This is a genomic window from Photobacterium sp. GJ3, assembly GCF_018199995.1.
Taxonomy (GTDB): domain Bacteria; phylum Pseudomonadota; class Gammaproteobacteria; order Enterobacterales; family Vibrionaceae; genus Photobacterium.
Genome location: NZ_CP073578.1, coordinates 949,603 through 962,041, shown reverse-complemented (window position 1 = coordinate 962,041; position 12,439 = coordinate 949,603). Strand labels below are relative to the sequence as shown.

The 12,439-nt window shown below is 51.6% G+C and carries 12 protein-coding genes; 4 read left to right on the top strand and 8 right to left on the bottom strand.

Going from position 1 to position 12,439, the window contains the following annotated elements; genetic code table 11:
* Positions 1-5: 5 nt before the first annotated feature.
* Genes plsX through yceD form a run of 3 tightly spaced genes read right to left on the bottom strand, consistent with a single transcriptional unit; the run spans position 6 to position 1,750 of the window.
* Positions 6-1,034 carry a phosphate acyltransferase PlsX gene (gene plsX / locus KDD30_RS04325; protein WP_211647555.1) on the bottom strand — a complete coding sequence of 343 codons (1,029 nt, stop codon included), beginning with the start codon at positions 1,032-1,034 and terminating at the stop codon, positions 6-8.
* Positions 1,035-1,043: 9 nt separating this feature from the next.
* The gene (gene rpmF, locus KDD30_RS04320) at positions 1,044-1,214 is read right to left on the bottom strand and encodes a 50S ribosomal protein L32 (protein ID WP_211647554.1); all 171 of its coding nucleotides are present in this window, start codon (positions 1,212-1,214) and stop codon (positions 1,044-1,046) included.
* A 5-nt stretch (positions 1,215-1,219) separates the two neighbouring features.
* The gene (gene yceD, locus KDD30_RS04315; protein WP_211647553.1) at positions 1,220-1,750 is read right to left on the bottom strand and encodes a 23S rRNA accumulation protein YceD; all 531 of its coding nucleotides are present in this window, start codon (positions 1,748-1,750) and stop codon (positions 1,220-1,222) included.
* 213 nt (positions 1,751-1,963) lie between these two features.
* Here yceD and KDD30_RS04310 point away from each other — a divergent pair, with 213 nt between their 5' ends.
* Together KDD30_RS04310 and KDD30_RS04305 are read left to right on the top strand one after the other, a co-directional pair.
* The gene (locus KDD30_RS04310; RefSeq protein ID WP_211647552.1) at positions 1,964-2,545 is read left to right on the top strand and encodes a nucleoside triphosphate pyrophosphatase; all 582 of its coding nucleotides are present in this window, start codon (positions 1,964-1,966) and stop codon (positions 2,543-2,545) included.
* Positions 2,546-2,720: 175 nt separating this feature from the next.
* Positions 2,721-3,146, top strand: coding sequence for a S1 RNA-binding domain-containing protein (locus KDD30_RS04305; protein WP_211647551.1), 426 nt, complete (start codon positions 2,721-2,723; stop codon positions 3,144-3,146).
* 64 nt (positions 3,147-3,210) lie between these two features.
* On the opposite strand, the gene rluC is transcribed toward KDD30_RS04305, so the two are convergent.
* Entirely contained in the window at positions 3,211-4,158 is a 948-nt protein-coding gene (gene rluC, locus KDD30_RS04300; RefSeq protein ID WP_211647550.1) for a 23S rRNA pseudouridine(955/2504/2580) synthase RluC, read from the bottom strand.
* A gap of 570 nt (positions 4,159-4,728) precedes the next feature.
* Between rluC and rne the strand changes: the two genes are divergently transcribed.
* Positions 4,729-7,902, top strand: a complete 3,174-nt coding sequence (rne, locus tag KDD30_RS04295) for a ribonuclease E (protein WP_211649538.1) — start codon at positions 4,729-4,731, stop codon at positions 7,900-7,902.
* Between the two features lie 177 nt (positions 7,903-8,079).
* On the top strand, positions 8,080-9,636 hold the full coding sequence (locus tag KDD30_RS04290) for a SulP family inorganic anion transporter (protein WP_211647549.1): 1,557 nt from the start codon (positions 8,080-8,082) through the stop codon (positions 9,634-9,636).
* A gap of 61 nt (positions 9,637-9,697) precedes the next feature.
* On the opposite strand, the gene KDD30_RS04285 is transcribed toward KDD30_RS04290, so the two are convergent.
* From KDD30_RS04285 to KDD30_RS04270, 4 genes are all read right to left on the bottom strand, one after another.
* On the bottom strand, positions 9,698-10,171 hold the full coding sequence (locus tag KDD30_RS04285) for a low molecular weight protein-tyrosine-phosphatase (protein ID WP_249199196.1): 474 nt from the start codon (positions 10,169-10,171) through the stop codon (positions 9,698-9,700).
* A 162-nt stretch (positions 10,172-10,333) separates the two neighbouring features.
* The gene (gene ycaC, locus KDD30_RS04280; protein WP_211649533.1) at positions 10,334-10,960 is read right to left on the bottom strand and encodes an isochorismate family cysteine hydrolase YcaC; all 627 of its coding nucleotides are present in this window, start codon (positions 10,958-10,960) and stop codon (positions 10,334-10,336) included.
* 399 nt (positions 10,961-11,359) lie between these two features.
* Positions 11,360-11,698 (bottom strand): hypothetical protein, encoded by a 339-nt coding sequence (locus KDD30_RS04275; RefSeq protein ID WP_211647548.1) that lies wholly within the window; start codon positions 11,696-11,698, stop codon positions 11,360-11,362.
* Positions 11,699-11,844: 146 nt separating this feature from the next.
* Positions 11,845-12,303, bottom strand: coding sequence for a glycine zipper 2TM domain-containing protein (locus KDD30_RS04270; protein WP_211647547.1), 459 nt, complete (start codon positions 12,301-12,303; stop codon positions 11,845-11,847).
* Positions 12,304-12,439: the final 136 nt, after the last annotated feature.

The window sequence follows — 12,439 nt, the reverse complement described above, 5'->3', positions numbered from 1 at the left end:
GAAGACTAATAATGCCTCTCAAGTAGTACGTGTTCCAAACGGTCACTAATTCTTGTCGGTATCTTCCGCTTGATTTCATGTACTGCTTCACCAATCGCATTGGTAAAGGCAGCAATATCAGCACTTCCATGGCTTTTCACGACAATACCGCGCAATCCTAACAGACTTGCGCCATTGTACTGGTCGGGGTTCAGGCTTTGCAGCTCTCGGAACAGGTCACGAAACAGCCACTTAGCCAAAATACGTTTCAGCGGGTGCTGGCTGACCGCACGTTTAAAGCTGTCTATAAAGAGATTAGCAACCCCTTCGCTGGTTTTCAGGCTTACATTGCCGACAAACCCATCACAGACAATCACATCAGCCTTGCCATCATAAAGCTCATTGCCCTCAACGTATCCAATATAATGGACATCTTGGGAGCGACTTAGCATAGAGGCACAGCGTTTGACGAGATCATTGCCTTTAATTTCTTCCGAACCAATATTGAGCAAAGCGACTCTGGGCGGACGCCCGGTCATTTCCTGTTCAGCCAACACAGAGCCCATCACCGCAAACTGAAATAAGGTATCAGCGTCACAAGACACATTTGCGCCCAGATCAAGCAGCCAGGTTTTTCCACCTGTGCGGCTAGGAATGGCAGAAACCAGTGCCGGGCGCTCTACGCCGGGGAGTTGTTTCAGAGAATAACGGGCGAGCGCCATTAAGGCACCGGTATTGCCGGCACTCACGCAGGCATCGGCTTCGCCTTCAGCTACAGCGTCTAAAGCACGGCGCATCGATGAGCCCTGACTCTGACGCAAAGCTTGCGACGGACGCGTATGATCCGCAATCGCATGATCGCAGTGAACAATAGTTAAACGGGGATGATGAAGATGGTTCAGAGACGAGAGTTGTGTGGTGATAGCACTCTGATCACCATAGAGCAGCAGATTTAGCGACGGGTATTGTAACAGTGCCTGCACGGCGGCAGGCACTGTTACCTGAGGACCGAAATCCCCACCCATTGCATCAAGTGCAACGGTTAGACCAGTCAAGGCTCAACCTTATTTGTTGATAACCTTGCGGCCACGGTAGAAACCGTCAGCAGTCACGTGGTGACGCAGATGGGTTTCACCGCTGTTCTGATCAACAGATACAGCCGCGGTAGTCAGGGCATCGTGTGAACGACGCATACCACGTGCTGAACGTGATTTTTTGCTCTTTTGTACGGCCATTAACCCTACTCCTTATTACTTTTACTCAAGTTTTTTAATACTGCAAACGGATTCGGACGCTCATCAGCAACAGGGATCTCACCGAAGCTCATGCCTGATGCGGAGACTGGACAGTCCGCCTCATCGTGCATTGGGACTTGCGGTAACTCCAGAATCAACTCATCTTCGATGATCTGAAGTAAATTGATCTCACCATTTTCGTCGACTTCAGCCGGCTCATAAGCTTCCGGAAACTCATCTGCTTCCTCGGGTTTGAGGAGCGGACTGTAACAGAAATCCACACGGTAATGGTGTTGGAATTCTTCCTGACATCGCTGGCAGGTTAGCATCACATCGACGTCTGCATGCCCACGCATGTACGCCATATGACGCTGGTCAAAGTCAAATGATAAGGTGACGTTTGCATCACTTAAAACGCTGTAAGCTGATTCAGCCAGACGCTCTAAAAGCTCGGCTTTGATGATGCCATCATAGTCGAGCTTTTTTTGAGCGGCGCGGACCGGATCGACCGTCAGCGGCAATTTTACCTTTTGCATAGGGCGCGAATATTAGCCTTCTAATTGGTTTGAGTCAAAGGAAATGTGTCCGAAATCCCAGCTTTTGACCATTTCCCGTACAGGGGTTTGGTGTGTCCGTTCAGGGTCATGTCACGGCGGGTATAATAAGGTTGGTTCAAGGTTAAAACTAGCGTAAATTTCAACGTCTCGCTCTTTCGTTTCACACTGAATCAAACCGGACAACATCCAAACATGAATCATGCTTTAATTTTGGCCTCCACCTCCCCGTTCCGGCGCAGCCTGCTTGAAAAACTGGGGCTGCCCTTCGACTGTGCCGCACCCAATACCGACGAAACGCCTTTACCGGGAGAAACCGCAGAAATGCTGGTCAAGCGTCTTGCCGAAGCCAAGGCCAAAGCATGCCGTGATAACTATCCCACGCATTTGATTATCGGTTCGGATCAAGTCTGCGTCATCAACGGATCCATCGTCGGTAAACCACACACGCCAGAGAATGCCTGCGCGCAACTGAAAGCTGCCAGTGGTCAGACAGTCACTTTCTACACCGGACTCTGTGTTTACAACGCTGTCGACGACACAAGTGACGTGATCTGTGAGCCCTTTCATGTTCACTTCCGGACCCTCAGTGAAGATGAAATTCGTAATTATATCGCACGGGAACAACCCCTTCAGTGTGCAGGCAGCTTTAAAAGTGAAGGGTTGGGCATTGCACTCTTCGATCGGCTCGATGGACGCGACCCGAATACACTGGTCGGTTTACCGCTGATTGCACTACGTGAACTGCTTGCAAAACACGGCGTCGCTGTGCTGTAAACGCCATGATTTCATCCGTTTCAAATGCTCAGGCGCAAAGGCCTGAGCACCCCCTGCCCAATATCCTCACTTTTTTCTGCCAGAATCATCCTGTTTTCTTAAGCCCGGGTTGCAAATTGCCGCTTGATAGAATGGCATAAGAAACCCGATGCTTATTTCTCAGATGGTGCACTCAATGATTGGACAAGTGATTGCCTGGCTCAACGAGCTGGCAACGCCAAAGCCGAGCCCGCGATATTTTAAACTGGACGACAACTTTCAGTACCAGTTCTGTGAAATCACAGACCCGATAAATCATGTCACACAACACAATGAAATTTATAAAGGAAGGATCTGCCGCATTGAGCCGTCTCTCGAAGCAGCATTTGTCGACATTGGCGCAGCCCGCACAGGTTTCTTGCCCCTAAAAGAAGTGACCACAGCTTATTTCCCGAAAAATTATTCGTCTCAGGGCAGACCAAACATCAAAGAAGTGCTTCGTCTTGATCAGCCCATTCTTGTACAGGTTGCCAAGCCATCTGCAGTGACGACCCGCACAGAGACACTTCAGCAAGCATTGAATGAGCTGATTACACAATGGGAAAAGATCCAATCCATGTAATACCAGAAGCGAATCACAAAAACGGCTGATGGTGTACATCAGCCGTTTCATGGAAAGACGCCGGTTAGTCAGCCCGTCGCAAAGCGTCTATGGTCCGGCTAAGCATGGCATCCATCGGTGCATTGATTTCCATGCGTTCCCCCGAACCCGGATGTTCAAACTGAATGTTCGCCGCATGCAGGAACAAACGATTCAACCCCATTGTTTTGGTGTAAGCATCGAATCTGGGATCGCCGTACCTGTCATCCCAGGCAATCGGATGGCCCGTATACTGGCAGTGCACCCGGATCTGATGCGTTCGCCCAGTCACCGGACTTGCCTGGACGAAAGTTGCTTCTTTGAAGCGCTCCAGAATTTTATAGCGAGTGTCCGACGGCTTCCCGTTCGGGTTCACCCGGACAATGCTGTTCACTTCATTTTTCAGCAAAGGTGCAGTCACTTTCCGGCAATCTTTTGGCCATTGCCCCATCACCAGCGCGAAATAATATTTCTGAACCGTCTTCTGCCTGAACTGCTCCTGGAGTTTTCGCAGTGCTGAACGTTTCTTCGCAACCAGCAGAATCCCTGAGGTATCCCGATCGATCCGGTGGACCAACTCAAGGAAACGCGCATCCGGACGTAAAGCCCGCAAGGCCTCAATCGCCCCGAATTTCAGACCACTGCCGCCATGTACAGCCGTTCCGGAAGGCTTGTTGAGAATGAGCATCTGCTCATCTTCGAAAATAATGCAGTCTTCCAGTTCAGCAACTTTCTCCAGCTTCGTACTGACCGGTGCCGTGCCTTCCTTTTCAGGGACAACAACCGGCGGCACACGGACCAGATCGCCTTCCTGTAGCTTGTACTCAGGCTTGATCCGCTTCTTATTGACCCGTACTTCACCTTTCCGCAAAATGCGGTAAATCATACTTTTGGGCACATTTTTTAATCGGGCTCGCAAAAAGTTATCAATTCGCTGCCCGGCAAAATCATCTTCGATGGCGATGAATTGCACTTTTGGTTTGTCTTCATTCATGACCCAAGATTTTATACCCAAGTCACTATAAGATGCTAGTTACCGCATCATCCACATCACAAACAGTTGAAACCACCCGTCAGCTGACCTGTAATAAACACACAAAGTGCGACTTCTGAGAGCAAGTTCAGCGATTCATAACAACAATGCAGATTGCCGCAAAAAAGTCACCCTGCTATGATTGCAGTCTGGAATCAGGGAAAATCCCAATTTCCATGCCATGGCGGTCATATTTGCGCCATGATGAATGTTTTTTATCCTGCTCTGCCTGGCGTCGCAGCAAAAGGCGTAAGACGACAAGTCACGCAGAGTCAATCTTAGTGTTCCGATTGCAGATTTTTTATCGGTGTTAGAGATACGACCGCGACAACGCGGTGTTACCGGCTGTATATCCCGGATCTAGCCATCTTCAGTACAGCTGGCAGATATGTGTAGCCAAAGAGCACTCCTGAAACTTCCAACCGTGAGGTTGCAACCGTAAATCAGACTTGGAGTCAGGCAGCATCGGTAAAGGATCCAACGTTGGCTCACTATTACAACGACAATAAATGAGTACACAGAATGAAAAGAATGTTGATTAACGCAACTCAAAAGGAAGAGTTGCGCGTCGCATTAGTGGACGGTCAGAAGCTGTTCGATCTCGATATCGAAAGCCCAGGCCACGAATCTAAGAAAGCAAATATCTACAAAGGACGCATCACCCGTATCGAACCAAGTCTTGAAGCAGCATTTGTAGACTATGGTGCCGAGCGACACGGTTTCCTCCCTCTGAAAGAGATTGCCCGCGATTACTTCCCAGCAAACTACACCTACCAAGGCCGCCCGAACATCAAGGAAGTGCTGAAAGAAGGTCAGGAAGTTATCGTTCAGGTTGATAAAGAAGAACGTGGCAACAAAGGCGCAGCCCTAACCACCTTTATCTCTCTGGCCGGAAGTTTTCTGGTTCTGATGCCGAACAACCCGCGTGCGGGCGGTATCTCACGCCGAATTGAAGGTGAAGAGCGCACTCAGTTGAAATCTGCGTTAAGCACCCTGCAATTGCCGGATGGTATGGGCCTGATTGTGCGGACGGCTGGCGTTGGCAAATCTGCAGAAGAACTGGAATGGGATCTGAACGTCCTGCTGAATCACTGGAGCGCGGTGAAGGAAGCAGCTGATGCTCAGCCTGCACCCTTCCTGATCCATCAGGAAAGTAACGTGATTGCCCGTGCGATCCGTGACTACCTGCGCCGCGATATCGGTGAAATCCTGATCGATAGCCCGAAAATCTACGATCGTGCCCGCGCGCATATCCAACTGGTTCGCCCTGACTTTGAACCGAAAGTGAAACCCTATGACGGCGAAGTGCCGCTGTTCAGCAAGTTCCAGATTGAGAGCCAGATCGAATCTGCCTTCTTGCGTGTCGTTGATCTGCCTTCCGGTGGCTCGATTGTTATCGACCCGACTGAAGCCCTGACTTCTATTGATATCAACTCCGCCCGAGCAACCAAAGGTGGCGATATCGAAGAAACTGCACTGCAGACCAACCTGGAAGCGGCCGATGAAATTGCCCGTCAGCTTCGGTTACGCGATCTCGGTGGTCTGGTGGTCATCGACTTTATTGATATGACGCCTGTTCGTCATCAGCGTGAAGTTGAAAACCGACTGCGTGAAGCCGTGCGTATGGATCGTGCCCGTGTACAGATCGGCCGTATTTCTCGCTTCGGTCTGCTGGAGATGTCTCGTCAGCGTTTGAGCCCGTCTCTGGCAGAAGCCAGCCATCACGTGTGCCCGCGTTGCTCCGGTACCGGGGTAATCCGGGATAACGAATCGCTGTCTCTGTCAATTCTGCGATTGATTGAAGACGAAGCGATGAAAGACAACAGTGCTCAGATTCAGGCGATTGTGCCCGTCGCTGTCGCCTCATATCTGTTGAACGAAAAACGTCGTTCCGTGCAGCACATCGAGAAATATCATGATGTAAAAGTCGTGATCGTTCCGAATGCTGAAATGGAAACACCGCACTACAAAGTGCACCGTGTGCGCACCGGCGATGAGAAAGACACGCTGTCGTACCATTTGCCAAAGTATCTTGAAGAAGTCAGCGAGAGCGAAGCACCAAGCCACGCGACTGAACGTGCAACCAAGAAACGTGAAGAGCCGGTTCTGCAAGGATTCACCGCGCCAAAAGCGCCAGCGCCTGTTGCAAAACCTGCTGCAACGCCTGCGCCGGCTGAGAAAACTGAAAAGAAACCTGGCTTATTCCAGCGCCTGTTCAACGTACTGGCAGGCCTGTTTGGCGGCAGTCAGGCAGAAGAGAAGCCTGCTGAGAAAGAAGAAAAACCAGCAGCACGCCGCGAGCGTGAAGGTCAGGGTCGTCGCGACAACCGCCGTGATAACCGACGCAGTAAAGACGGAAATCGCCAGGGGCAGCGTCAGGGCCAGAACCGTAACCGCCAGGATGAAGAGCGCGATTCCCGCGAGCAGAAATCCGGTGAGAGTGGTCAGCGCCAGCAGCGTCGCCGTGGCGACCGTCAGAAGCAGGATCGTCAGGCTCAGGCTGAGAAGCCCGTCAAAGCGGCAGCAACACCTCGTGAAAACGCTGAAGACGACATTAAAGAGCAGAAACGTCAGCGTCGCGACGAAGTACAGAAGCAGCGCCGAAAAGAGAAACAGCAGCAGGCTGAAACCACTGAAGCGCCAAGCGCTCCGGAAAACGCTGAGAAGCCAAAAACGGAAAAAGTGAAGCAACGTCGCCAGCGTCGCCAGCTTCAGAAAAAAGTCCGTCTTGAGAATCCTGAGCTGCAAGCGGTTGATACGGAAGGTCAAACATCCGTTGAAACAGTGCAGAGCCCACTGCAGTCACTCGGTACAGCGATGGCAAAAGAAGCGGCCAGCCAGGAGAACCAGGCGAAAACTGTGAAGTCATCAGAGCAGGCCACTGCTGTGGAGAACGTGCCTTCTACAGAGGGTGAACAACAAGCTGACAACGAAAATGGTGCACAGGAAGGCCAGCGCCGGAACCGTCGTTCGCCACGTCACCTGCGTGCCAGCGGACAACGTCGTCGCCGCATTCGTGATACCCGCCCGAATCAGGATGAAGATGTTGATCAGGTGGTCTCTGAAGCCGTGACCCATGCTGTAGAAGCAGCCACTGATAACCTGAGCGAAATGGAAAACGTTGTGTCCATTGTTGAGCGTCCGAAGCGTCGTCCGACAACAGGGGTAGCGTCTCCGGAAATGGCGATGGGTAAAGTCTGGCCGCGTAGCGACAAACCTGCGATCCACGCAGATGCCGAACCTGTCGCTGAAGTGACAGTTTCTCCGGAGCCTGTGGCAAAAACCCAGTCCCTGAGCGCTGTCGCCATGCCAGAAATGGCCATGGGTAAAGTGATGCCACTCCGCCAGGATAAGCCTCAGGTGGAAACGCCAGTTGCTGAAATGACGTCACAAGAACAGCCGGTCGCGCCTGTCAAAGAACCTGTTGCTCGGGTTGCAGAAGCTGCACCTGTTGTCGTGACACAAGCAACCATTGCACAACCTGCACCAGCAGCGTTCAAACTGGCTCAGGTCACTGCAAGCTCGCCACGCGGTTTCCACAGTGTGTCACCGATGGCGAAAGCTCCGGCACCGGAAGCTGTTCTGAACAGCACGCCTGTTGCCGTTGCACCAGCCCGTGAGCTACGGGTGCAAACCCGCCAGGCTGGCAGCCAGACAGCGACCAGCGTTGCAACTGCGCCAATGACCAAAGCCGTGTTTGATTAACACTGCCGCTGGCTGGCCATGATGCCTCCTCAGAAAGCCATGCAATTGCATGGCTTTTTGTTGGATTCAATGCGGTGTTTCACTGCTGATAACTTGATTAAAAGTTGAACTGAATCACGCTTATCGGTAGCATTTGCCCGCCTAACCCAATCCATTCCAAATAAGACTGAATCAACAATGTTTGAATTTCCCAAGTTTACACACCAGTCTGTCAAGAATGACATGCTATCAGGGCTGACTGTTGCCCTGGCACTGGTGCCGGAAGCTGTTGCTTTCGCCTTTGTTGCTGGCGTAGACCCTATGGTCGGTCTGTACGCCGCATTTATCGTTGGTCTCATCACTGCCACACTCGGCGGACGTCCCGGAATGATTTCCGGTGCGACAGGCGCAATGGCGGTTGTCATGGTCAGCCTGGTTGCAGTACACGGCATTCAATACCTTTTTGCTGCCATTTTACTGGCCGGTGTCCTGCAAATCCTCGCGGGTGTGTTCAAGCTGGGTAAATTTATCCGGATTGTTCCGCATCCGGTCATGATCGGCTTCGTGAATGGCCTTGCGATCGTGATTTTCCTTGCTCAGCTAGGTCAGTTCAAAGTGCCGGATGCATCCGGTGTGCTGACATGGATGCAAGGCACACAACTTTATCTCATGGGTGGCCTGGTGCTGCTGACCATGGCGATTATTCATTTCCTGCCAAAGCTGACGACTGCCGTTCCTTCCTCACTGGTTGCCATTGTGGTTGTGACCGGTCTGGTTCATGGCCTGGATTTAGACACCCGCACTGTCATCGATTTTGTGCGCAGCATGAGCGGTAACGCGGAAGCAACACTGGCGGGTTCACTGCCAACCTTCTCGATTCCGATGGTGCCGCTGACACTGGAGACCCTGTATATCATTCTGCCTTATGCCGTTGTACTGGCTGCTGTCGGTCTGATTGAGTCCCTGCTGACGCTGACCGTACTGGATGAAATGACTGGCACCCGTGGTCAGAGCAACCGTGAGTGCGTTGGCCAGGGTGTTGCCAACGTGACCTGTTCAGTCTTTGGCGCCATGGGCGGCTGCGCCATGATTGGTCAGTCCATGATTAACATCAACTCCGGTGGCCGGGGTCGCCTTTCCGGTGTGAGCGCTGCGGTTGGCCTGCTGCTCTTTATTCTGTTCGGATCCAACCTGATCGAGATGATCCCGCTGGCGGCTCTGGTGGGTGTGATGTTCATGGTGGTGATTGGAACGTTCGAATGGGCAAGCTTCAAAATGGCGCGCAAAGTGCCGAAGCATGACTTCTTCACGATTATCCTGGTGACCTGTGTGACAGTTGCTGCCGATCTGGCCATTGCTGTCTTTGTGGGTGTGATTTACTCTGCGCTTGTCTTTGCCTGGGAACATGCCAAGCACATCGCAGCAGAAAGCAAAATCGATGAAAACGGCAGTAAGGTTTACCACCTCAATGGTCCGCTGTTCTTTGGTTCGGTTTCACACTTCCTTGAGTTGTTTGATGCCAGCAATGATCCGAAAGATATCATCATTGATTTCGCTGATTCACGCGTTGCCGATCACTCTGCTATCGAAGCCATCGACACCGTTGCCGAGCGCTATGCCAAAGAAGGTAAAACCCTTCACTTGCGCCACTTGAGCCCGGAATGCCGCGGCTTACTGCGCAAGGCGGGTGATCTGGTCGAAGTCAACGTGATGGAAGATCCAACCTATAAAGTCGCCTCCGACACGCTGGGTTAATTTTTTCAGCTTCAAATACCCGAACGCCCGCAAATGCGGGCGTTTTTATATCGGCTTAAAATCAAACCGATTCCAAACGGGCCAGAACACCCTCTGCTGCTTGTTCAACCAAATCCAGCACATGCTCAAACCCTTGCGGACCGCCGTAATAGGGGTCTGGCACTTCGGCTTCCGCAACATCTGCGTAATCAAGCAACAAGCCCAGCTTAGGCACATATTGATCCGGACACATTGCTTGAAGATCCGCCAGATTTTGCCGATCCGCTGCCAGAATCAGATCGAACCGCTCAAAATCTTCCGGGACCACCTGACGTGCCCGGATACCCTGAAAACTGTAACCTCTCGCCTCTCCTGCTGAGCGTGACCGGCTGTCCGGCGGATTCCCCTCGTGATACCCGATGGTTCCGGCCGAATCAATCTCAACCGCCATCCCCGCGGCTTGCGCTTTTGCCCGCAGCACCGCCTCTCCCGTTGGAGAGCGGCAAATGTTGCCCATGCAAACCACCAGCACCGAAGCCTTTTTGCTTGTTTTCATTGATGCCTCTTTAGTTGACTCAATTCATCATTCACAAAAGACTATGTGTTGAAGGCGCTGGATTGCAAGACAAGCAGACCAAACCTGATATGTCGGTCTTGGTTCACTCCGTTTTCAGAGGCATCCTCACCGAATCAAACGCAGTGGTTCTATCCCACGGCTTTACTTATCTGACTGAAAAGTCGTGTAACTGTTGATCAGGTTCCGGTAATCCGGAATGTGATTTGAGAACAGATTCCCCAGCCCTTCAACGTCGTTCCGCCAGTCCCGGTGCAGCTCACAGGCCAGGCCAAACCACGTCATCATCTGTGCGCCTGCCACAGACATACGCGCCCAGGCTGCATCACGGGTCATTGCATTGAACGTGCCAGAAGCATCAGCAACCACAAACACGTCATATCCTGCTTCAATTGCTGAAAGCACAGGGAAAGCAACGCATACTTCTGTCACCACACCCGCAACAATCAATTGCTTCTTCCCCGTGTTTTTAATCGCTTGAACGAAGTCTTCATTATCCCAGGCATTTATCTGACCAGGCCGGGCAATATATGGCGCATTCGGGAACTTCTCTTTCAACTCTGGCACTAACGGCCCATTTGGCCCCTGCTCAAAGCTGGTTGTCAATATGGTCGGTAACTCAAAGTAAAGGGCGCAGTCTGCTAACGCTAACACGTTGTTTTTGAACTTGTCCGGGTCGATATCGCGAACCAGAGACAGTAAGCCTGTCTGGTGGTCGACCAAGAGAACAACAGCATCATTTTTGTCTAAACGCACATATGGCTTACTCATCATCCTTCTCCTCAAAGGTTGAGACTTCGTGACATAGCCGACTTCAGGATTCACCCAAAAGTTTGCTCCATCGAGAGTAAATTTACCTTGAGAATTATGTGCGTGGGACAGCCTTCATATCAGTCCGTGATACACGTGGAACTGCCTCTGACCCAAATCTGGATTGGTTTGACGAGATAAAAAAGAAGCGAACAACCAGTCCATCTTCGTGAAGAACCAGCTCATCTGTGAGCAGAATCAACAAAATGGAGGCGAACCTCCATTTCATTGATTGAACAGCCTAATGACTTTCTGCGGTTGCCAACAAGGCTTCGACCTGATTTGAAGTGCTATAAACTCTCACCCCTTTCAAATCATTCGGAATGCTCTCCAGCAAATAGTTGGCATCCACGGGTGAGATCACCTGCGGTGTCGGTCCGCTGGGGGGGTTGCAACAAAGTCAAACTCATAAATGCCATCAGCGGGCGGCATCACATAGACAAACGGCACCAGCCGGGCATTTTCCCAACCTAAAGTGGTGGTAAATCCATGGGCGCGTATACCGAGTTGCGGCGGGTGGCTTTTCATCAAAGCCAATTCAACATGGCTGACTTCAAAAATCTTCTCTTCCATAGCAGGGCCCTTCGTGTTGAAGGCGATGACTACCTGACTATCGCGTTGACTGTATGCGGGAGCAGAAACCAGAATGAGTAAAACAGCCACCACACAACCCATTCGCTGTTTCAGCCACACCAGCACATGAACCACTTCCCCAGCATAGTCAAAGATTGGCCTGACCATGGCTCAGAGCCCTCAGTCTGTGTCGCGGATCATAGAAATGGGCCGCCACAATTAAAGATGCCCGGCCCGGTACACGCGCAACGAAAACAAACGAGCCCAAGTGTCTATTGCGGTACCACCCTAGCCGTTCTGCCGGTGATATTAACCCGGACTTTCTGCCCGACGCTGAACATCATATTCGGGTCTGCTTTCTGAACAATGGCAATGGTTTCACCCGACTCTAGCCGGATTGTCAGGTTGACCCCGTTACTTTCCGAAAGGTTTTGTGACGCTTTGTTCCCGGCATAACCACCCAGTACACCGCCACCAATTGCAGCAATATCCGAACCACTGCCACCACCGATTTTTGAACCGAGAATCCCACCAATTGCGGCACCGGCGAGCGTACCCACCACATTTTGCTCGCCTTCGATCGACACCGGATCAATCTGAATGATCGTGCCGTATTTCACCTGCTGGACCTGCTGCGCCTGAGAACGGCCATAGGTATTACCATAAGGATTACTGCTGCATCCGCTGATGACCAGCGCTGCAATACACAGGGGTAAGAGTAAGTACTTCACAACATCACCTGCTCATTCACGTCATCTGAATCGCTCAAAGTATAGCAAGCTCCGGATTTTGCCAGTGACTAAACCTTGAGAGCCGTGCAACCGGAACGGAACAATGCACCACTTTCTCTTGAGCGATACCACTTCC

What these genes read in the sequence shown, in the direction of transcription:
- rpmF (WP_211647554.1), bottom strand. Translation starts at nt 1,214, where the DNA reads ATGGCCGTACAAAAGAGCAAAAAATCACGTTCAGCACGTGGTATGCGT.
- yceD (WP_211647553.1), bottom strand. Translation starts at nt 1,750, where the DNA reads ATGCAAAAGGTAAAATTGCCGCTGACGGTCGATCCGGTCCGCGCCGCT.
- KDD30_RS04310 (WP_211647552.1), top strand. Translation starts at nt 1,964, where the DNA reads ATGAATCATGCTTTAATTTTGGCCTCCACCTCCCCGTTCCGGCGCAGC.
- KDD30_RS04305 (WP_211647551.1), top strand. Translation starts at nt 2,721, where the DNA reads ATGATTGGACAAGTGATTGCCTGGCTCAACGAGCTGGCAACGCCAAAG.
- rluC (WP_211647550.1), bottom strand. Translation starts at nt 4,158, where the DNA reads ATGAATGAAGACAAACCAAAAGTGCAATTCATCGCCATCGAAGATGAT.
- rne (WP_211649538.1), top strand. Translation starts at nt 4,729, where the DNA reads ATGTTGATTAACGCAACTCAAAAGGAAGAGTTGCGCGTCGCATTAGTG.
- KDD30_RS04290 (WP_211647549.1), top strand. Translation starts at nt 8,080, where the DNA reads ATGTTTGAATTTCCCAAGTTTACACACCAGTCTGTCAAGAATGACATG.
- KDD30_RS04285 (WP_249199196.1), bottom strand. Translation starts at nt 10,171, where the DNA reads ATGAAAACAAGCAAAAAGGCTTCGGTGCTGGTGGTTTGCATGGGCAAC.
- ycaC (WP_211649533.1), bottom strand. Translation starts at nt 10,960, where the DNA reads ATGAGTAAGCCATATGTGCGTTTAGACAAAAATGATGCTGTTGTTCTC.